Raw genomic sequence first — 20,351 nt, 5'->3', positions numbered from 1 at the left:
TGGTGAAACTGTGTTCCCATAATGTCACAATTAAATGTGTTTTATTTTTATACAGGTAACGCGCCTTAATGATTCGCTTTATTTCCCTACTGTTGTTTCTCTGCTTCGTACTGAGCGCATGCACAACCGCTCCCAAAGGCCCAGAAAACGCGGTAAACCTCACGGCCCAACTTGAAAAAGTTGCTGAAGTACATCAGTGGCAAATGCGCGGAAAAATTGCATTTCGCCAAGGAAAGGAAGCGGCCAGCCTTAATTTAGTCTGGAAAAACGATTCCGGTGATTTTGATTTTCGATTAACCAATTTTTTAGGGGTAAGTCTGGTAAACCTTAATGTTACCCAGCAGCAGTCGGTATTAGAGGCTGACGGTGAAACGTACGTTGATGCTTTACCAGAACCACTTATTTATCAGATTACGGGAATGGTCATTCCGGTGGAATCACTGTTGTCTTGGGTAAAAGGACTACCGCTGGACGGTGATAAATTCACCCTAACTGAAAAAGGATTGGTTAATACCCTTGAAAGCTATTGCCGAGGTTGCCGCAATTGGCAAGTTGCTTATGGTAATTACGGTAGTGTTGAACTAGATGATGGCACATCTGTATGGTTGCCTCACAGCATAACGCTTACCCAGAATGAAACGCCGGACATGCCTAATACTCAGCTTAAAATTAAAATTTATCAGTGGACTCTGTAGTGAACTCATCTGTTTCAGAACATAAAGATTGGTGGCCTTCCCCCGCTAAACTGAATCTTTTCTTGCATATACTTGGCCGCTACGACAACGGCTATCACCAGCTTCAAAGTCTGTTTCAAATGCTAGATTACGGCGATGCACTCGCCTTTGACATAAGTACAGACGACACAACGATTCGCATGGAAACCCCACTGGATGGGGTTCCGGACGATCACAATTTAATTGTAAAAGCAGCGCGGCTGCTGGCAACAAAAACAAAATGTAATGAAGGTGCCGTTATTTCGTTAGACAAGCGCCTTCCTATGGGGGGCGGCATTGGCGGGGGTTCTTCGAATGCAGCCACCACGTTAGTGGCGCTTAATCACCTTTGGAACACAGGGCTAAGTGAAGATGAACTGGCTGAGCTTGGGTTATCTTTAGGCGCTGACGTACCTATTTTTGTGCGAGGTCTAACAGCATTTGCAGGAGGCGTTGGAGAAGACATAACGCCAGCTCCCCAAAAAGAACAGTATTTTCTTGTAGCGAACCCAAATGTTCATGTCAGTACAGCAGAAGTGTTCACCTCGCCGGATTTGCCCAGAAATACACCTGCGATACGTTGGGAAGACTATAAATTTGAAAAAACTTGGAATGATTGTCAGCAATTAGTCGCGAATCGCTATCCTGAAGTTGCAAAATTATTACAGTGGTTGGTACACTACGCACCGTCGCGAATGACGGGCACAGGTGCATGCGTGTTTGCCACTTTTTCTGACTACACTTTAGCCGAACAAGTTAGGGCTCAAATGCCTGAAACTTGGCAGAGTTTTGTCGCAAAAGGTGTGAATCGCTCACCACTATTAGATAAATTAGAACAACAAAGATAGCGTGTACGCCACATCGGACAAGAACTTAAAAATTGGGGTATAGCCAAGTTGGTAAGGCAGCGGGTTTTGATCCCGCCATTCGTAGGTTCGAGTCCTGCTACCCCAGCCAAACCTCTTTTATCAACGCACTGAGGAACCACTTGTGCCAGATATGAAGCTCTTTGCAGGTAATGCCGTACCAGAACTTGCCCAGAAAGTTGCCGATCGCCTCTACACCAAACTTGGAAATGCCAAAGTTGGCCGTTTCAGTGACGGTGAAATCAGCGTAGAAATTCATGAAAACGTCCGTGGCTCGGACGTTTTTATTATCCAGTCTACGTGTGCGCCTACTAACGATAACCTTATGGAACTTATTGTGATGATCGACGCACTACGTCGCGCATCAGCTGGTCGTATTACAGCAGTAATTCCTTACTTTGGTTATGCACGCCAAGACCGTCGTGTTCGTTCAGCTAGGGTGCCAATTACTGCGAAAGTAGTGGCTGACTTCCTGTCTAACGTTGGTGTTGACCGCGTACTTACTATCGACCTACACGCCGAACAGATTCAAGGTTTCTTTGATGTTCCGGTGGATAACGCATTCGGTACTCCTATCCTTCTTGCTGACATGGTAAGACGTGATTTTGCCGACCCTGTAGTCGTTTCTCCTGACATTGGCGGTGTTGTACGTGCACGTGCTACTGCGAAACTACTTAACGACACCGACCTTGCCATTATCGATAAGCGTCGCCCTAAAGCGAACGTGGCTCAGGTAATGAACATCATTGGTGACGTAAAAGACAGAGACTGCATCATTGTCGATGACATGATTGATACAGGCGGTACGCTTGCAAAAGCAGCCGAAGCACTTAAAGCACATGGCGCGCGCCGTGTTTATGCTTACGCGACTCACGCTATCTTTTCAGGCAACGCTGCAAACAATCTTAAAGAGTCTGTTATTGACGAAATTATCGTTACCGACTCTATCCCACTAAGTGCAGAGATGAAGCAAATTGGAAAAGTAAAACAGCTTACTTTATCTGAGATGCTTGCAGAAACTATTCGTCGTATCAGCAACGAAGAGTCTATTTCAGCAATGTTTGAATACTAAAATTTAAATATTGTTACTCCTACCAAAGAGCTGGCCCATGTAAGTGGCGCCGGCTCTTTTTTTACCTTTCTTTTTTCTTTGAAAGCGAACATCGCCTTAAGAATAAGAACAGTACATCAAGCCAAACACATTCCGTTTACGCCTTAAATATACTTTATTGCCGTTTTCCGACTCGTTAATGTGACTTTCTTTTCATCAATTTTAGGTTTAACGTTAAGAATTGTTGTGCGTTAAAACTAATATTAAGGACATAAAATGAAAACAAAAACACTATGCCTTGTTGCAGTAATTGCTGCCCTTTTAAATACAGCGGGCTGCTCTGGAGATGACGACTCAGTGAAACAAGCAGATCTTGAGAAACAAGGAACTGAAATGAAAGACAAATCTTCCACAGTTCAAGCTAATGATAAGAGTTCTATGCCCAAGGAACTGGTAGCCGAACCAGTTACTCAGGCTGAAGCCGTAGAAGATAATGCAAAAGGTGAAGTCACCATGAAGGGCAGTATTATTTATAAAGATCTCGAAGGCGGTTTTTACGCTTTTATTGCTGAAAATGGCGATCGCTATACGCTACATGGTTTAGATGAAACTTATCAAAAGAACGGCCTTGTTGTGGAAGTTAAAGGTATGCCTAAACCTGATATGATGACCTTTACACAATTCGGTACGGTGCTTCAAGTATCAAGCGTTAAAGTACTCGATACCAGTAAAGTCATTGATAACCTGCAAACACAATGATCGCGAATATAGCTTTGCGTGTAGCAAATTATTCATAAAGGTAATTAAGCTAGCGATTTAGCAATTATAGAATTTTTGCGTACGCGTGAATGTTGCACTGCAACACTTAAAAGGACGGTTATTGATGATAAATGCATATGCCGCTAAAGAAGCGGGTGGAAAACTGGAAAAGTTTCAATACGACCCCGGTAAGCTTGGCTCACATGACGTTGAAATAGACGTTGAAAGCTGTGGTATCTGCCACAGCGACCTAAGCATGCTCGATAATGAATGGGGCATGACAGAATATCCCTTTGTGCCTGGTCATGAGGTTGTCGGCACAATTAGCCAAATAGGTGAACATGTAACGTCACTTAAGGTGGGACAGCGTGTCGGTTTAGGCTGGCATTCAGGCTACTGTAATAGTTGTAGAACCTGCGAAGAAGGCGATCATAACCTGTGTGCCGATGCTACGATGACCATAGGTGGTCGTCACGGTGGATTTGCAGATAAAGTGCGCGCCCAAGCACGTGCCGTTATTCCCCTTCCCGATGCTATCGATAGCACAAAGGCAGGCCCTCTTTTTTGCGGAGGTATTACCGTTTTCAACCCTCTTGTCCAGTTTGGTATTAGCCCAACCAGTGAAGTGGGTGTAGTTGGTATTGGCGGTCTGGGCCATCTCGCTCTGCAGTTTTTAAATGCATGGGGATGTAAGGTAGTAGCGTTCACTTCTAGCGAATCTAAAAAGAAGGAAGTGCTAGAGCTAGGTGCGTCAGATACGATTAATAGCCGTGATGAAGATGAGATTAAAAAAGCGCGCGGTCGGTTTGACTTAATTATTTCAACCGTAAATGTAAAGCTTGACTGGAACTTGTATCTATCTACATTGGCACCGAAAGGCCGGCTTCACTTTGTAGGCGCCACCCTTGAACCTCTAGATATTGGTGCGTTTAACTTAATTGGTGGTCAGAAAAGTGTGTCAGGTTCGCCAGTGGGAAGCCCCGCGACCATTAAAACCATGCTAGATTTCGCTGCACACCACAATATTGAACCTGTGACCGAAACCTTCAAGTTTGATGACGTAAATGAGGCTATTGTTCGATTAAGAGAAGGTAAAGCCCATTACAGAGTGGTGCTGACGAAGTAAACGCTTGTGTAAAAAGTTGCTATGTTCCTAAGGCCTGTTGATCTTATTGAGCCTTTGGAAAGAGACAATTAGCGGTCAAGTTAGTCTTAACAAAATGCTTTTTTCTATAAATATGATAGAAGCGCCAAGGTGCGCTTCTTTTATTGTGAGTAACGCAAATACTTGCATTTGCTTAGCTGGATATTTTATCTGCCTTTGTAATTGTATGTTTTGGTAGGTGGTGTTAGAATTCGCCGCCCTTGAATTTTGGGCTGGTGTTTTATTGCGCATAGAAAATTACTTTTTAACGTAATTCACATCATTTTACCGTGGGTTTTGGTCGCAAAAATCCACATTATTAGACTTATATTTTTGGAGACAGACAATGTCTGAAGCAAATTTCAAACTAGACGCTTCTGTTCGTACAGACCTAGGGAAAGGTGCGAGCCGCCGCCTACGTCGCGAAGATAAGCTTCCTGGTATCATCTACGGTGGTGAAGAAGCACCAGTTTCTATCACACTAGATCATAACAAAGTAAACAACTCTGCTGACTTTGAAGCGTTTTATTCTCACGTTCTTGAGATTAACCTTGACGGTAAAGTTGTTGAAGTTCTAGTTAAAGATATGCAACGTCACCCGTTCAAGCCAAAGATCACACACATTGACTTCCAACGTGTAATCGCTGGTCAAGACGTTCACACTAACGTACCACTTCACTTCGTAAATGAAGAGAAATCTGCTGCTGTTAAAGCTGGCGGTATTGCTGAGCACCACGTAACTGAAATCGAAGTTACTTGTCTACCTAAGAACCTTCCTGAGTTCATCGAAGTAGACATGGCTGGTGTTGAAATGGGTCAAACGCTACACCTTTCTGACCTAACTCTTCCAGCTGGCGTTTCTTCAGTAGAACTTGCGAAGAACGACGAAGCTCACGACCTAGCGGTTGTAACTGTTAAGCCTGCTCCTAAAGCGGCTGACGCAGAAGAAGACGGCGAAGAAGCAGCTTCTGAGGAATAATCCTCTTGGCTGATATCCGCCTTATCGTGGGTCTGGGTAATCCAGGCCCCGAATATGAAAATACCCGACACAATGCCGGTGAATGGTTTCTCAACCAACTAGCCGACACCTACAACGCCCCGCTAAAACCAGAAACCAAATTCTTCGGTAAAACTGCTCGCATTACCATTGCAGGCAAAGATATCCGTTTGCTCTACCCCACTACCTTTATGAATAAAAGTGGACAAGCCGTAGCAGCACTGGCTAACTTTTACCGCATAGAACCAGAACAAATATTAGTAGCGTTTGACGAGTTAGATTTACCCCCAGGTGTTGCAAAATACAAAGTGGGCGGAAGCTCTAGTCAAAATGGCGTGCGTGACATTGTGGCTAAAATGGGTAACAACAAGAATTTTTTGCGTTTGCGCATAGGTATTGGTCATCCAGGTCATAAAAGCCGCGTTACCGGCCATGTTCTTGGAAAACCACCAGCAGAAGAAAAAGCAGCCATTGAAAGTGCCATCGATGAAGCGGTACGCTGTACAGAAATTTTGCTGAAAGAAGACCTTAAGCAAGCACAAAACAGGTTACACTCGCACAAAGGGTAAACCTAGCCAGTTATCACTTTTCCAAACTAAGGATCCATACCATGGGTTTTAAATGCGGTATTGTTGGCCTACCAAACGTAGGTAAATCAACACTTTTCAATGCATTAACTAAAGCAGGTATAGAAGCGGCAAACTTCCCGTTTTGTACTATCGAGCCAAACACAGGTGTTGTTCCTGTGCCAGATCTTCGTTTGGACAAGTTGGCTGAAATCGTAAAGCCTCAGCGCGTTATTCCTACTACCATGGAATTCGTAGACATTGCTGGCTTGGTTGAAGGTGCCTCTAAAGGTGAAGGTTTAGGAAACAAATTCCTTGCTAACATCCGTGAGACTGACGCTATTGGTCACGTAGTACGCTGCTTTGACGATGAGAACATTGTTCACGTTGCAGGTCGCGTTAGCCCTAAAGACGATATCGATGTTATTAACACCGAGCTTGCACTTGCTGACCTAGAAACGACAGAAAAAGCACTTCACCGTGTTGCTAAGCGCGCCAAAGGTGGCGATGCTGATGCCAAGTACGAAATGAAAGTGCTTGAGAAGATTAAGCCGCACCTAGACGAAGGCTTGTTACTACGTTCACTTGAGCTGACTAAAGAAGAGCTTGCGGCAATCAGCTACATGAACATGCTTACCCTTAAGCCAACCATGTACATTGCAAACGTGAATGAAGACGGTTTTGAAAACAACCCGTATCTTGATCAGGTTAAAGAAATTGCAGCAGGCGAAAATGCCACTGTAGTTGCAGTGTGCGCGGCAATCGAGTCTGATATTGCTGAGCTTGAAGACGACGAACGCGAAGAGTTTATGCAAGACATGGGTCTAGAAGAACCAGGTCTTAACCGCGTAATTCGTGCGGGTTACAGTCTTCTTACACTACAAACCTATTTTACTGCAGGCGTAAAAGAAGTACGTGCGTGGACCTTCCCTGAAGGCTCAACTGCACCACAAGCGGCAGGTAAAATTCACACCGACTTCGAAAAAGGCTTTATTCGCGCTGAAATCGTAGGCTACGAGCACTTCGTTGAGTTCAATGGCGAGCAAGGTGCGAAAGACGCAGGCAAATGGCGTTTAGAAGGTAAAGACTATATTGTTAAAGACGGTGACGTTATTCACTTCCGCTTTAACGTGTAATTTCTATTGTAGAAATTAGCACTGTTTACTAAAGCCACCGCAAGGTGGCTTTTTTGTTTCTAGCGAATAATTGTGAAGCGCACATAGGCCTGATATAACTAGTAAAAAACTAACGGCTTTTGTAATGACTATTAATCAGCTTTGCGCTTCACGCCCTTTAACTTGCAGCAAATCACAGCACGCCAAACGGTTTTCTGTAATAAGAACCTCAATTAAAGTGTTGTGCTTGTTAAGCCTGGCTAATTTTTCTTTTGCCAGTGAACCTCAAACTAATCCAGTGAATTCACAAATCAGTAGCGATGCTGTTGAAAAGGCACCAGCATTAGCAAGTAACACTGCCAGTTGGTATCAAGTTCCTCAGAGTAATACTGTGACGTTTAAAACTGCATATGGCGATGTAGTTATTGCGCTTCACCCTACCCTTGCACCAAAACATGTGGCCAGGTTTAAAAGTTTAATAGACGCAGGCTTTTATAACGAACAAGCATTTTATCGTGTAGTAGACGGGTTTGTGGCACAGGCAGGCAGCAACGATACGCATGACGCATCACAATTTCCGCCGAATCTGCTTAAACCTATTAACGCTGAATTTACGCAACCGCTTAATAGCAATGTAAACGTGGTTGAGAATCAGGATATGTTTGCGCCTAACACCGGATTTTTAGATGGCTTTCCAGTAGGCATTGATAAAAGCCGAAAAGAAATGTGGGGACTTCATTGCCCAGGTGTTGTGGCGTTTGCTCGCAATAGCGAGAAAGATACAGCCAGTACGGAGTTTTATATTGTGATTGGGCAAGCACCACGACACTTAGACAGAAATATGTCGGTCGTTGGTCGCGTACTGCACGGTATGGATGTGCTTCAAAAGTTGCCGCGAGGAAATATAGACAGAGGTGGCGTTCTAGATGATATAACGCAAGAAAGCAAAATTAAGCAGGCTTTTGTGCATGCAAACAACGCGGCACCTTATTTCTTACAAACGCCGCATCATGAAGAATATAAAAAACGGGCAAACACAGGAAGAAACTTAGATAACCCGTTTTTTCATGACAATACGTATGGCCCGCGCCCTATTGACGTATGTTATTACCAAACAAAAACCAGTAACAAAGCGTGGTAAATAGCTAACTTTTTTCGTGCAAGTTGTTCAATTTCACGGCTTTTTGCGCGTATTTCGCCCTAATGCGCACACTTAATGAGCATTTAAAAAAAGTTAGTAAAAAAGGGGTTGACGGTTGCCAGTCATATACGCATAATACGCGCCACTTCCTGAGAGGGAAGAGAATAGCAAGGCTACGTAGCTCAGTTGGTTAGAGCACATCACTCATAATGATGGGGTCGCAAGTTCGAATCTCGCCGTAGCCACCAATTCTCACTTATCTCTTTTAGGAAAGTTTAGCTGCGCGGAAGTGGTGGAATTGGTAGACACGCTGGATTTAGGTTCCAGTGCTTCACGGCGTGAGAGTTCAAGTCTCTCCTTCCGCACCACGACTGGGGTATAGCCAAGTTGGTAAGGCAGCGGGTTTTGATCCCGCCATTCATAGGTTCGAGTCCTGTTACCCCAGCCATTCTTTTTGAATGACTATTATAGCTAGCGTCTACGCGGAAGTGGTGGAATTGGTAGACACGCTGGATTTAGGTTCCAGTGCTTCACGGCGTGAGAGTTCAAGTCTCTCCTTCCGCACCATTTGGGGTATAGCCAAGTTGGTAAGGCAGCGGGTTTTGATCCCGCCATTCATAGGTTCGAGTCCTGTTACCCCAGCCAAATTCTTGAGAAGCCGCTCATCGAGCGGCTTTTTATTGAAGATAAAAGTTTAGGCTACGTAGCTCAGTTGGTTAGAGCACATCACTCATAATGATGGGGTCGCAAGTTCGAATCTCGCCGTAGCCACCAACTTTTACTCATTCCTTAATTGGAAGTCTACATTGCGGAAGTGGTGGAATTGGTAGACACGCTGGATTTAGGTTCCAGTGCTTCACGGCGTGAGAGTTCAAGTCTCTCCTTCCGCACCAATATTGGGGTATAGCCAAGTTGGTAAGGCAGCGGGTTTTGATCCCGCCATTCATAGGTTCGAGTCCTGTTACCCCAGCCATATTCTTGAAAAAGCCGCTCTTTTGAGCGGTTTTTTTTGTTTGTACTCTCGTTTTGTTCAGCAAATGTGTTCTTCCCCCCCATGAATGAATAAATTTGCTATATGCGAGCATAAAACGTCATAGTTTCAGTACGTTTTCATTGTCCAATCATTTAATTGTCGTGCTAGTATTGGTTTTTATCGATATAGCTCGGCTTATTCCAAGGTTTAGCAAATACAAGTTTGCTTAAGCCGAAGCGTTTGTTCTGACAACGCACCTGTCATGTTCAGTTCATTTCTACACGCCGAGCAATAATTAAAACAATAACGAAGGAAAGTGCGTGATAAACGAATTCGTTTCATTAGTTAACAATATTCTTTGGGGAGACGGTCAGGTACTTATCATTATGCTGCTTGCATGTGGTATCTGGTTTACCGTTAAACTTGGCGGTGTGCAGCTTAGGCACTTTGGCCATATGTTCAGCCTACTAAAGGGCAGTAACACTTCTACTAAGGATGGGATAAGTTCATTCCAAGCTTTGTGTACCAGCTTATCGGCTCGTGTAGGCACGGGTAACTTAGCTGGCGTCGCGGTTGCTATATCTCTAGGTGGTGCTGGCGCTATTTTTTGGATGTGGATGATTGCCCTTTTAGGTATGGCCACTGGCTTTGCCGAAAGTGTACTAGGTCAGCTATATAAAGTCCGTGACGAAAACGGCGAGTTCCGTGGCGGTCCCGCTTATTATATCAAGCAAGGTTTGAATAAAACCTGGCTTGCAGTCGCATTTTCTCTATGTTTGTTCTTTGGCTACGGCTTTGTCTTTAGCGCCGTTCAAGCCAATACTATTACCGATGCATTAAACAATGCGTACTCTTTCCCCACAGAATATGTAGGCCTAGCCATTATTGCATTGGCAGCCTTAATCGTCGTGGGAGGCCTTAAAAGCATTGCGCGCTTTGCCGAGTTTGTGGTGCCCTTTATGGGAATAGGCTACGTGCTTGTGGCTTTGGCTATTACCTTCATTAATATTTCCGAACTGCCAGCCATGCTGCTCGATATCGTTAAATCAGCATTTGGCTTGCAGGAAGCTGGCGCTGGTGCACTCGGTGCGGCCATTAAAAATGGTATTCAGCGCGGGCTTTATTCAAACGAAGCAGGCAGCGGCTCTGTACCGCACGCTGCGGCGAGTGCTGTGCCAAACCCTAATCACCCTGTATCACAGGGTTACATTCAAATGCTAGGTGTTTTCTTAGATACACTCGTGCTATGTACGTCTACTGCCTTCATCATTTTACTTGCTGGCGGTTCAAGCTCTGATCAAATGGAAGGCATACGCCTAACCCAAGATGCGATGAGCAGTCACCTAGGCGAAGGCGGTACTGACTTTGTGGCAGCCGCCATCAGCTTATTTGCATTCACATCTGTAGTAGCAAACTACGCTTATGGCGAAAGTAACCTGCACATGTTCAAGCTAGATAACAAAATAGGCCGTGCAGTTTACACTATTGGTTATTTAGGCATGATTTACTGGGGCGCACAGGCAGCCCTACCTCAGGTATGGGCCATGGCCGACATGGCGTTAGGCCTAATGACGGTGATTAACATCATCGCTATTGTGTGGATGACTCCTACCATTGTGTCTATCAGCAAAGACTACTTTAAGAAAAAAGACAGTGGCGCAAACATGGAATACAAAGCGGGCGACTGTGAAATACAGGGTAAGTCAGAAGATGGCATTTGGGATTAAGTCCGGCTTTTACTAGGTGAGTGTTTTAAAGTTAGATGTTACCAGGCTAACTTTGACCTAGTGAGATTAAACAAAAGAAAGGCTAACCTCGGGTTAGCCTTTTTCGTTTGTTGCAATTGACCGCATGTAAAACACTGGTTTTGATTTACCTGCAGGCCTACAACGCTACTGGCAAATGCCCTGTCTTCACCCATATTATTGTTTCCTCATCCACGTAAGGATGATGCTGACTCATATGAGGATTGCGCAACCATGTGCCTTTTGGGTATGCACCATGTTCGTCTTTAAATGTACCCGATAGCACAAAAATTTCTTCACCTCCGAAATGCTTGTGAGGCTTAAATACCTCTCCCACGGGCCACTTAACTAGCGCCACATGCTCGTGCTCAAAGCTGTGAAGCGGCATCACTTGTAAACCGCCCTGCCCTTGCAGCCATTGTGCTTTATTTGTATTTACCCGTACTTCACTCAAATCGCGCTTATCAAACTGATTCAGCTTAACCAGAATCACACAGCCTTCTTTACTGAAAGGGCTATGTTCACTGCCTGGCGGGTTACGCAAGTAAGTGCCTGCAGGGTAATCACCGTGTTCATCGGAAAACACACCTTCAAGCACCAAAATTTCTTCACCATAAGGATGACTATGCTGCTTAAAGCTCGCGCCAGCTTCGTACTTCACGACGCTAGTTGTATGACCAGACTCTTTTGCTTCACGCTCTAAAGGCTTCCGCCATACCGTAGAAGACGGTGACGCCTGCCACTCTTGCATTTGCGTATTGATCGCTAGGCGTTCATCAAAGTTCATATTAAGCATCATTGATAATCTCGTTTTATTTAGAGCAAGCAATTGTTACCGAATAAACGTATACATCATCTCGCTTCGTGTTATTAGAATGAAGACAAAGCAAGATAATGATACGTCCTATTTATTAGTTCCTACCTGCCATTACACCACCATCAATATCTAATACGGTACCGGTAGTCCAATTAGCTCTTTCTGATAACAGATAAAGGATGCCATGTGCCACGTCTTCTGGAGTTCCTATACGTCCTATCGGATGAAACGCATTGAAACCTTCCAATACTTCATCGGTTTGCTCTTCTGGAACGAACGCATTGTAAATAGGTGTTTTAACTACCGCTGGCGATACTGCATTTACACGTATGCCATCGTCGGCAAGTTCCATGGCCAGATGCTGAGTAAGTGAATGCAGCGCTGCTTTTGCCATGGAGTAAGCAGACGAAGGAGTCGCCTTAACGGCCTGCTTGGCCCACATAGAACCAACATTAACAATACTGCCAACACTGTGCTGAGACATTCTTTTGGCTACCGCTTGGGTGATGAAAAATAGGCTTTTATTCAAATCATGATAAACATCATAATCCTCGCATGTATGCTGTAAAAATGGCTTAGGGTTAAAATACCCTGCAGCATTTATTAAGTAATGAAAAGGTATAGCTGCATCTTCTACATACTTTATTAATTTTTGTACGTCTGCAGGCTTATATAAGTCAACTTGGATAGCGTTTATGCTAATGGTTGAAACATTTGTGAATGTACTTACCGCTTTCACTGCTTCTTCCAGTTTGGAACCATTCTTGCCCACAAGCACAACGTTAACACCTTCATTCGCCAATAACTTAGCGGTGGCAAGACCTATACCGCTTGAACCGCCTACAATTAACGCGTTACGGTTTTCACAAAAATCATTTAAAAGTGACATTTTAAATTCCCTCACTGTTTTCAATTCGTGATAACCTTACGCCTTAGATAACTCCATGAATAGTAAGTATAATTTGGTTCAGTAAGTACTTTTAGGTACATCTTTATGAATTTTAAAGAAAAACAAATCGAGCGGAAAATACCACCTCAAGAAAGCGCGCGCATGGTAGAGACGATTTACGGCTGTAAATGGTCGCTTACCGTTTACCAACTCTTGGCAAATGGCATTAACCGCCCCGGTGAAATGGTGCGTACTGTAGACGGACTAAGCACCAAAGTATTAAATCAATGCCTGAAGAAGAACACGGAATTTGGTATTCTGAAAAAAACGGTGTATCACGAGCTCCCGCCTCGGGTTGAATACCAAGTAACAGAGTTTGGAAATAAATTTTTAGCCGTACTAGAACAAATAGAGGCCTTACAAGAAGACCTCAATAATCTATCGAGATAGCATCGCCAGCTCTATCCCTCTGGTCTTAGCATTTCGAAAAAGTTATCTCGGGAAATAGTGTAATAATCGCCTCGTCCGCCACCACGGGTAACTGGCGCACTTTTCAGCGTGCTGTAAACGCCGTTCTCTATGAGTGATTTATCAATGTGTACACCCACTACTTCACCCATGATAAACCAGCTATTCACCTCCTCACCTGAGGCGGTCTTAAGCTGTACCACATCAGTTAGCTTACATTCCATGCTCACCTTACTCGCTTTAACGCGGGGAACGCTTACCACTTCACTTTCTACAGTTTGAAGCCCTGCATGGTCAAATTCACTTTCTTCAGGTGCCAGAGGTTTACTCGTCGTGTTCATCGCATCAATCAAATCTTCCGATACAAGATTCCAGCAAAACTCACCCGTTTCCTGCACGTTTACCAGTGAATCTTTCTTACTGCCTACTACTGAAAAGCCGATAATTGGCGGCGTATAGTTCAACGCATTGAAAAAACTGTAAGGAGCAAGGTTTAACACTCCCATTTTTGATTTTGTAGAGATCCATCCGATTGGGCGCGGTGCGATGATCGCGTTAAACGGATCGTGAGCCAAGCCATGACCTTCTTTTGGTTGATAAAAATGCGTTTGTGACAAAACCATTCCTTAAAATTTGTGGTAGGGTAAATCTAATACTGATATGAACGCTTATTCGGCGCTTTTCAAGGGCTTAAGATCAAAGATTGTTTATGACTGCACGTAATGTCGCTTTTTCAAGAACAAGACTGACTGAATTAATGGTGCCATCTTTTGCAAATTTTGGCGGTAAGGTGCATGGAGGTGTCATTTTATCGTTAATGGATAAAGTCGCCTATGCCTGCGCAAGTAAACACGCAGGGGCCTATTGTGTAACCGTTACCGTTGATGGCGTCGAGTTTTTACAGCCTGTTGAAGTGGGTGACTTACTTCACCTCGACGCTACCGTTCATTATGTCGGAAACACATCCTTGGTAGTAGGGATAAAAGTCACTACGGAAAATATCAAAACCAACGAGGTCAAACATACCAATAACAGCTTTTTTACCATGGTTGCCAAAGATGATAGCGGCACACCTGTTTCAGTCCCTGAGCTAGAGTTATCTACTCACCATGAAATGCGCAATTTCGTAACGGCTATACGCCGCAGTAAAATTCGCAAAGAAGCACAAGTTAAGCTGCAACGTGATTACGACGCTTTTATTCCCAAAGAAGACTTTGCGCTTTTAAACGAACATCGCTGTGTAGTTACCTTTGAGAAAAATGACTAAGTAACAGGTACAAAAAAAGCCAGTTGCGTATTAATCAACTGGCTTTCAGCACTCAAGAACCGGTGCTATTTAGAAGCTATACGAAACTTTTCCGTAAACAAAACGGCCTGTAAAACCGTAAGGCGAAAAGCCTGAATACGGGAATAAACGCGAGAACGTAGTTACATCATCCACAAGTTCACGGGTTGTTTCTGGATACACATCAAACAAATTGTTAGCACCAACAGAAACGGTAAGTCCTTCTGTTAACGCAATGCGAACGTCTAGGTCTGTGATCCACTCTGATGGAATGATTTCATTGCGTGCTTCAACTGACGATGGGTCTTCCACTTCACCATAACGAGTAGTGCGTAAGGTTGTTGTGTAGCGGTCATAATTCCACGTAACACCTAAGTTAAGTTTGCTGTCAGGCGAAGCCGTTTCGAAGCGACGTAGTTCAACATCATCGAACAAGTTAGCCTGGTCGAAGCCTGCATTTTGCAACACATCAGGTGCATCGATAACATTTGTTACCTCGTTATCGTTAAAGTTAGCACCTGCGTTAAAGTTAAACGCACCATAATCTGACGTATTAAGCGTATAGGTAGAAACGATATCAACACCTTCCGTACGCGAATCTATCGCATTTAAGAAGAATCGAGCCTGATTAGCTCCCGTACCCGCAAGTAGTGCTTCTATACCCTCACCTGATAGGTTGTTAGACAGCACGATACGATCGTCGATATCAATGCGATAAAAGTCTACTGTCAGGTTGAAATCAGCAGTTGGCGAGTAGGTAAAACCTGCACTGTAGTTATTCGATTCTTCTGCATCAAGACCTGGGCTGCCCAGCGCTTGCGCAACATCACTTGACGGCGCAAATGTGCCCGTCTCTGTTGGCTCGCCATCAACAAATACCGTCGCGATTGAGGTGAAGAATTGCTGTTGTAGCGATGGTGCTCTAAAGCCGGTTGATACTGACGCTCGAAGTGCAAATGCATCACTCAGGGTTACACGGTGAGACATTTTCCAATTAAACGTGCTGCCGAAGTCAGAATAATCTTCATAGCGCCCTGCCACTGCTACGTTCCAGTTTTCTACAACGTCAGCTTCTACATCCACATAGAAGCTATAGTTATGACGGCTGTTTTCACCTGCAGATTCTGGTGTAAAGCCAGGGAATACTTGCGAACCAGCAGCACCATACGGGCCGTCTACCGGGTCAGTTACCACGCCGCCAGGTCCAAACGTACCTTGTATGTAAGACCCTTCTTCACCTGCAGTTATCTCATAGCTCTCATGACGATATTCTGCGCCCATGGCGAAGTTCATTTCGCTGTAGAAATACCCGGTATCTACCAAACGTGACGCGTCAGCATTCACAATTGTGGTGTTGTATTCTAGCGTACCCGCGTCAAACTCAGTTTGACTCGTTGGACCTAAAGACGTGTTTAGGGTGTTGATAACACCATACTCAAGCTCATTACCACCATGTGTTACGGACAAGTCGTAATTCCACACATCGCCATAGCCCTTAATACCAGCAAGCAGCGACATATCGGTTATGTCAGTTTGAATAGAAGGTAGGAATCCGTCTGGATAAATTTCAACTACGTTTCGTGAATCTTGAGCTCGACGGTAAAAGCCTCCGCCTACCGAATCACGAGTGCTGTAGCCTGCGGTAGTATAAAACTCAACGCTATCAGTAAGGGCTTTGCCCGCGTTTATGAACAAGGCGTAATCTTCTACCTCACCATTTCCGTAAACGTGATTGTAGCGGTTGACCGTAAGCTCACGAGGGTCTAGGTTGCCGTCCGCGTCTCGCGCATAGTTTTCTCGCTGGTCGTAGTCCGAACGGTTCGCCTGTCCACGGTCGCGGTATTCACCTGATACGTTAACAAAGCCGTCGTCTCCCCATTCGAAGCCTACGTTGCCGCGAAGGGTAAAGGTTTGTCCATCGGTTACGTCTCTGTCGCTTCCTTCAGCGAATGCTAAATTACCGTCAGCACCAACACTCACACCTTCAAGGTTAGGCACACCGTCCATTGTTGTAACATTAGCACCATACGTTGCCGACACTTCACCGCCTTCGGCAGCATCTTTCAAAACAATATTAATAACACCGGCAATGGCGTCTGAGCCGTACTGAGCCGCAGCACCGTCACGCAACACCTCAATACGCTTAATCGCATTAGCCGGGATAGCGTTTAAATCTACCGCTGAAGAGCCACGCCCCACCGAACCATTTAAATTAAGAAGCGCAGAGGTATGACGACGCTTACCATTAACTAATACCAGCGTGTGGTCTGGTGCTAAACCACGCAGCTGCGCTGGTCGTACGTGGTCGGTGCCATCGGTAATAGATGGCTGAGGGAAGTTAAAGCTAGGCAGTAACTGGTTTAAGATCATGTTGGTTTCAGTGAGCCCCGTTGCTTCTATAGATGAAGCATCGATAATGTCGATAGGTACAGGGGAGTCATTGATGGTGCGACCAACGCGACGTGAACCTACAATTTGGATTTGCTCAACATCTTGCTCATCAACAGAAGCTTGCTCCTGTGCAAGCACTGACGAAGAAGAAAAAGCCATTCCTGCAATTGCAGAAGCAATGAGGGAAAGCTTGAAAGCAGAAGCGTTAAATTTTGCCTGTTGCATTGTGTTGTTCCTGAATTCTTTTAAATTTTACTTTTCGAAGTGTGTAGTTTTGTATTTCTTGAATCAAAAACGCGTTGAAATACAATATCTTCTTTCTGTTGTTGGGGTACTGCTAAACGCCAGATTGTCTGATCAGACTTATTATTATTAGAGATGAAAAGCACGCGGTGCTTGAAGGCTGAGTAAATCACAAAAAGATTCGCTCGCACAATACTAAAGTTGTAATAAATCCTTAATATCGACGACAGGCGGAATTTTGAAGATGAAGCGACGGAATCATCTATTGCACTGGTGGTAAGAGGCAGTAGGAAGATACCTCCTTCACAAAAGGTAATTTGGACTAGAGTACATGAAACAGAAAAAGCGCTCCGTTCAGAGCGCTTTTCATACTAAATTTGCACTAATGAGCGCCAAATAGGCGCTTATGCTTTTTTAAGCTTCTTCTTAAGCTTTTTCAGCTTTCCTTCTTGCTTAGAAATTTTTGCCTTAGTTGCTTTAATCGCTTTTTTTAACTCTTTTTTCTTAGCCATGATGTAAATCCTTATCTTTATTTGTAGTGTTCGCTTCACTCACATAACGTTTAGCAAAGCCGCTATTGATCGCCGTGTTTGGCAATAAATTCTCGAATAAAGTGTCTAACTTCACGAGCAGCAGAAGTGTCTAGGTCTTCGCATAACGCGATAAACTGGGCACGCTCTTCGTCGTTGATTCGAATAATCATCTGACTATTCTTTTTCTTCTTTTTATTGTTTTTTTCAGACACCTTAAATCCTTGCAAATACCAATACGTGCAGTATGTCGTTCTATGAGAATCTGCAAGTACTACCACATTATTCGAATACAAAATGTATAGCCTATGTATATACATTTCAAGGTATTTTGAACTTTTCACCCTTATTTTTCATAAAAGCGTAATGCTAGCGTCACATTAGTGACTTCAGGCTAAGCCAAAGTAATTCCAATAAAAATGGAAACAACGAACTTACGTAAAATCAAAAGTGAAGTAGACCATGACACAAACACAATCTATAACTCTCCTATCGTGTTTCATCGAAGCAGTGGCTATCGCTAAACAAAATAAATGCAGCAATTGCGATGATTTGAAAACACTGTTGCAGCAAAAGGGATACGAAGAGTTAGTTGCAATGGAAACCGTAGAAGAATTAAGCCCGCAGCTGCCCTTAGCGTCTTAATAGTCGTATTTTGAATAGGAATAGAAAAATGCTGTTTGCGCTTTTTATCTACACACTGTGTAGCCTACTGCTATTCAGTTTTTGCGAGATTGCTCGCAAGCGTTTGAGCCAGAAACAAAAAACGGAAGCCTTGCTTCCGTTTTAAAAGAGCTATCAAATGATTATTTAGGCGACCAATCAAATTTTTTGAAAGGTTCGTCTACAGGCGTATCGGCCAAATGATTGGTATAATTACTCATCACTTTTTGCGCCAATATAAGTATGATTTCTAACAATTGCTGATGCTTGTATCCAGCACTGTAAAATGCGTCAAGCTGCGCATTATCAACATTACCTCGCCCGCGAGTTAAAGCCAGCACAGTTTCTTTAAGCGTATTCAATTTGCTGTCAGACAGTGTTTCATCGTTTCGCAACTCTTCAATTAGGTCATCGCGCACTTTCATACTCTTCGCAATACCCGTATGCGCTGGAACGCAGTAATGACATGCGTGCTCTACATTCACTGCCTGCCAAACCACCGTTAACTCTTCTGCATTGAACGATGTTTCTTGCGCTAGTTTATGCAGCACTTGATAGCCTTCAAGCAAAGTCGGCGCTTCTGCCATTACTGCATGTAGATTTGGAATCATTCCAAATGCTGCTTGCGAATTATCAAGTAAAGGCTTCGCTGCTTCTGGCGCACTCTCTTTCGTGTGTAAAGTAAAATCGCTCATGTCACTCTCCTATTGATGTGATCAAAAACTGCAAGCAACGCTTTGCGCTACTCACAACTCGTATGCCAATAATAATAGGTTTACTTGAACGATCGTTCAAGCGATAATTGAACATATGTTCAAAATATTCACGTATAAGGTATGCAGCGATGAAATATGACCACGATGAGATTATAGAAAAAGCCACTACGCTTTTTTGGCAACGAGGCTTTCAGGCGGCTGGCATGCGTGATATTCAGCAGGCATTGGATATGCGCCCCGGTAGTATTTATGCGCGTTTTCAAAGCAAAGAAGGTTTATTCAAACTTGTTGTTGAGCATTATGCAGACAACAGTGCAAAACGTTTAAAGCAAGTCACAGAAGCTCAATCACCTTTAGACGCTCTTTACCACTTTTTTGAAACAGCATTAACTGGCCCCGACGAGCAACGCTACATGCGCCAGTGCTTGTTGGTTAAGTCTATTGCAGAATTAGAACTCATTGGTGATATTGCCAAAAAAGCTGTACTTGAGAGCATGCAAACCCTTAAGGCTGGTTTTAGAAATATTATTGAAGCCTGTATCGAAAAAGGTGAGCTGCCTGAACATACGCCAACGTCAACAGCCGCAGAGTGGCTTCAAAATCAGTTCGTTGGCTTACGAGCGTTTGCCTTACTGCAAGACGATAATCAAACAACTATTAAGATGATAGACAAAGTCATTATCGATTTGAAAGGACAATGGCCACAACAAACACATTAATGTAGATGAAGGCTTACAAAAACTGACGCAATGCATTTCATGAAAATTGCCGTGAAACCAGTTGGATGAGCCCTGGTTTACTTAACTAAGCGGCTCGGAATGAACCGATTAAACCAAGTGGAAAAACCATTTTTGTCCGTTTTCAGATTAACGTAGGCTCGCTTTACCTCAACCCACTGTTCCTGGTCAACAGTCACTTTACCATCAGCAAACGGTACATATAGCTGATCGCCTTCAAAGTGGGTTCTAAATTCTAAGTAAAAGTCGCCGTGTAACTCCTCAAGTAAGGCATCGGACTCCCCCAATCCGTTGGGGAGGAAGTAATGAAACCGAGTGAGAATAAGGCTTCCTTCAGCACTTAACTGATAACTGCCTGCATAGCCATCCCAGCAGGCAGACATCACCCCAACCTTTTCAGGGTCAGGTTTACTCTTCAACTGATAAAAGTGTTTTTCGCCTTCGTCTGCTGGATGCCCTTGCCAAATATAATAAAGGCTATAGCCTTTTAGATTAACCCACGGACATTGATTGGAGAACCCTTGCGAAAATTGTACGGTCAT

The 20,351-nt window shown here is 43.9% G+C and carries 21 protein-coding genes and 9 tRNA genes; 23 read left to right on the top strand and 7 right to left on the bottom strand.

The annotated features are described in order from the left end of the window. Positions 1-68: 68 nt before the first annotated feature. From lolB to MHN00_RS14920, 19 genes are all read left to right on the top strand, one after another. A complete protein-coding gene (gene lolB, locus MHN00_RS15010) occupies positions 69-695 on the top strand; it encodes a lipoprotein insertase outer membrane protein LolB (protein WP_131138404.1) in 627 nt (208 codons plus the stop codon). Beyond that, the gene (ispE, locus tag MHN00_RS15005; RefSeq protein WP_239301624.1) at positions 695-1,561 is read left to right on the top strand and encodes a 4-(cytidine 5'-diphospho)-2-C-methyl-D-erythritol kinase; all 867 of its coding nucleotides are present in this window, start codon (positions 695-697) and stop codon (positions 1,559-1,561) included. Before lolB ends, ispE begins: the two co-directional genes overlap by 1 nt. 33 nt (positions 1,562-1,594) lie before the next feature. Continuing rightward, positions 1,595-1,670: transfer RNA gene (locus MHN00_RS15000), tRNA-Gln, on the top strand. Between the two features lie 33 nt (positions 1,671-1,703). Then, complete coding sequence (locus MHN00_RS14995; protein ID WP_014949014.1) at positions 1,704-2,651, top strand: ribose-phosphate pyrophosphokinase; 948 nt, start codon at positions 1,704-1,706, stop codon at positions 2,649-2,651. A gap of 255 nt (positions 2,652-2,906) precedes the next feature. Beyond that, complete coding sequence (locus MHN00_RS14990) at positions 2,907-3,389, top strand: ribose-phosphate pyrophosphokinase (protein ID WP_239301607.1); 483 nt, start codon at positions 2,907-2,909, stop codon at positions 3,387-3,389. A gap of 124 nt (positions 3,390-3,513) precedes the next feature. Then, a complete protein-coding gene (locus tag MHN00_RS14985) occupies positions 3,514-4,515 on the top strand; it encodes an NAD(P)-dependent alcohol dehydrogenase (RefSeq protein WP_239301605.1) in 1,002 nt (333 codons plus the stop codon). Between the two features lie 364 nt (positions 4,516-4,879). After that, positions 4,880-5,512, top strand: a complete 633-nt coding sequence (locus tag MHN00_RS14980) for a 50S ribosomal protein L25/general stress protein Ctc (protein ID WP_014976150.1) — start codon at positions 4,880-4,882, stop codon at positions 5,510-5,512. Between the two features lie 5 nt (positions 5,513-5,517). Beyond that, positions 5,518-6,099, top strand: a complete 582-nt coding sequence (pth, locus tag MHN00_RS14975) for an aminoacyl-tRNA hydrolase (protein WP_039225631.1) — start codon at positions 5,518-5,520, stop codon at positions 6,097-6,099. Positions 6,100-6,140: 41 nt separating this feature from the next. Beyond that, a complete protein-coding gene (ychF, locus tag MHN00_RS14970) occupies positions 6,141-7,232 on the top strand; it encodes a redox-regulated ATPase YchF (protein ID WP_075176301.1) in 1,092 nt (363 codons plus the stop codon). 277 nt (positions 7,233-7,509) lie between these two features. Then, on the top strand, positions 7,510-8,352 hold the full coding sequence (locus MHN00_RS14965; RefSeq protein WP_239301603.1) for a peptidylprolyl isomerase: 843 nt from the start codon (positions 7,510-7,512) through the stop codon (positions 8,350-8,352). A gap of 171 nt (positions 8,353-8,523) precedes the next feature. Further along, positions 8,524-8,600, top strand: a tRNA-Met gene (locus tag MHN00_RS14960). A gap of 35 nt (positions 8,601-8,635) precedes the next feature. Then, a tRNA-Leu gene (locus MHN00_RS14955) sits at positions 8,636-8,720 on the top strand. A gap of 4 nt (positions 8,721-8,724) precedes the next feature. Beyond that, positions 8,725-8,800 (top strand) — tRNA-Gln (locus MHN00_RS14950). A gap of 34 nt (positions 8,801-8,834) precedes the next feature. Continuing rightward, positions 8,835-8,919 (top strand) — tRNA-Leu (locus MHN00_RS14945). 2 nt (positions 8,920-8,921) lie between these two features. After that, a tRNA-Gln gene (locus MHN00_RS14940) sits at positions 8,922-8,997 on the top strand. Between the two features lie 52 nt (positions 8,998-9,049). Next, a tRNA-Met gene (locus tag MHN00_RS14935) sits at positions 9,050-9,126 on the top strand. A 34-nt stretch (positions 9,127-9,160) separates the two neighbouring features. Continuing rightward, positions 9,161-9,245, top strand: a tRNA-Leu gene (locus tag MHN00_RS14930). A 4-nt stretch (positions 9,246-9,249) separates the two neighbouring features. Next, positions 9,250-9,325: transfer RNA gene (locus MHN00_RS14925), tRNA-Gln, on the top strand. Between the two features lie 320 nt (positions 9,326-9,645). Continuing rightward, complete coding sequence (locus tag MHN00_RS14920; RefSeq protein WP_014949007.1) at positions 9,646-11,052, top strand: alanine/glycine:cation symporter family protein; 1,407 nt, start codon at positions 9,646-9,648, stop codon at positions 11,050-11,052. Between the two features lie 157 nt (positions 11,053-11,209). On the opposite strand, the gene MHN00_RS14915 is transcribed toward MHN00_RS14920, so the two are convergent. Then, positions 11,210-11,866 carry a cupin domain-containing protein gene (locus MHN00_RS14915; RefSeq protein ID WP_075176657.1) on the bottom strand — a complete coding sequence of 219 codons (657 nt, stop codon included), beginning with the start codon at positions 11,864-11,866 and terminating at the stop codon, positions 11,210-11,212. Positions 11,867-11,981: 115 nt separating this feature from the next. After that, positions 11,982-12,776 (bottom strand): SDR family oxidoreductase, encoded by a 795-nt coding sequence (locus tag MHN00_RS14910; protein WP_052235371.1) that lies wholly within the window; start codon positions 12,774-12,776, stop codon positions 11,982-11,984. A 105-nt stretch (positions 12,777-12,881) separates the two neighbouring features. Here MHN00_RS14910 and MHN00_RS14905 point away from each other — a divergent pair, with 105 nt between their 5' ends. Next, positions 12,882-13,226, top strand: a complete 345-nt coding sequence (locus MHN00_RS14905; RefSeq protein WP_039216240.1) for a helix-turn-helix domain-containing protein — start codon at positions 12,882-12,884, stop codon at positions 13,224-13,226. Between the two features lie 11 nt (positions 13,227-13,237). On the opposite strand, the gene MHN00_RS14900 is transcribed toward MHN00_RS14905, so the two are convergent. Further along, positions 13,238-13,861 (bottom strand): flavin reductase family protein, encoded by a 624-nt coding sequence (locus tag MHN00_RS14900; protein WP_083605851.1) that lies wholly within the window; start codon positions 13,859-13,861, stop codon positions 13,238-13,240. A gap of 92 nt (positions 13,862-13,953) precedes the next feature. Here MHN00_RS14900 and MHN00_RS14895 point away from each other — a divergent pair, with 92 nt between their 5' ends. Further along, entirely contained in the window at positions 13,954-14,511 is a 558-nt protein-coding gene (locus MHN00_RS14895) for an acyl-CoA thioesterase (RefSeq protein WP_014976142.1), read from the top strand. Positions 14,512-14,580: 69 nt separating this feature from the next. Here MHN00_RS14895 and MHN00_RS14890 read toward each other — a convergent pair whose 3' ends face one another. Further along, the gene (locus MHN00_RS14890; RefSeq protein ID WP_239301601.1) at positions 14,581-17,145 is read right to left on the bottom strand and encodes a TonB-dependent receptor; all 2,565 of its coding nucleotides are present in this window, start codon (positions 17,143-17,145) and stop codon (positions 14,581-14,583) included. A gap of 592 nt (positions 17,146-17,737) precedes the next feature. Then, complete coding sequence (locus MHN00_RS14885) at positions 17,738-17,908, bottom strand: hypothetical protein (protein ID WP_014949001.1); 171 nt, start codon at positions 17,906-17,908, stop codon at positions 17,738-17,740. Positions 17,909-18,155: 247 nt separating this feature from the next. Between MHN00_RS14885 and MHN00_RS14880 the strand changes: the two genes are divergently transcribed. Continuing rightward, positions 18,156-18,338: a hypothetical protein gene (locus MHN00_RS14880; protein ID WP_239301600.1), complete on the top strand. Its 183-nt coding sequence runs from the start codon at positions 18,156-18,158 to the stop codon at positions 18,336-18,338. Between the two features lie 161 nt (positions 18,339-18,499). Here MHN00_RS14880 and MHN00_RS14875 read toward each other — a convergent pair whose 3' ends face one another. Continuing rightward, a complete protein-coding gene (locus MHN00_RS14875) occupies positions 18,500-19,051 on the bottom strand; it encodes a carboxymuconolactone decarboxylase family protein (protein ID WP_069944045.1) in 552 nt (183 codons plus the stop codon). 149 nt (positions 19,052-19,200) lie between these two features. Here MHN00_RS14875 and MHN00_RS14870 point away from each other — a divergent pair, with 149 nt between their 5' ends. Then, positions 19,201-19,791: a TetR/AcrR family transcriptional regulator gene (locus tag MHN00_RS14870; RefSeq protein ID WP_014976138.1), complete on the top strand. Its 591-nt coding sequence runs from the start codon at positions 19,201-19,203 to the stop codon at positions 19,789-19,791. Positions 19,792-19,868: 77 nt separating this feature from the next. On the opposite strand, the gene MHN00_RS14865 is transcribed toward MHN00_RS14870, so the two are convergent. Further along, positions 19,869-20,351, bottom strand: coding sequence for a hypothetical protein (locus MHN00_RS14865; protein ID WP_239301599.1), 483 nt, complete (start codon positions 20,349-20,351; stop codon positions 19,869-19,871).

This window comes from Alteromonas sp. Cnat2-8 (assembly GCF_022348355.1).
Taxonomy (GTDB): Bacteria; Pseudomonadota; Gammaproteobacteria; order Enterobacterales; family Alteromonadaceae; genus Alteromonas; species Alteromonas macleodii.
Note: the sequence above shows the minus strand (reverse complement) of the source record. Positions and strands in the feature narration are given on the sequence as shown.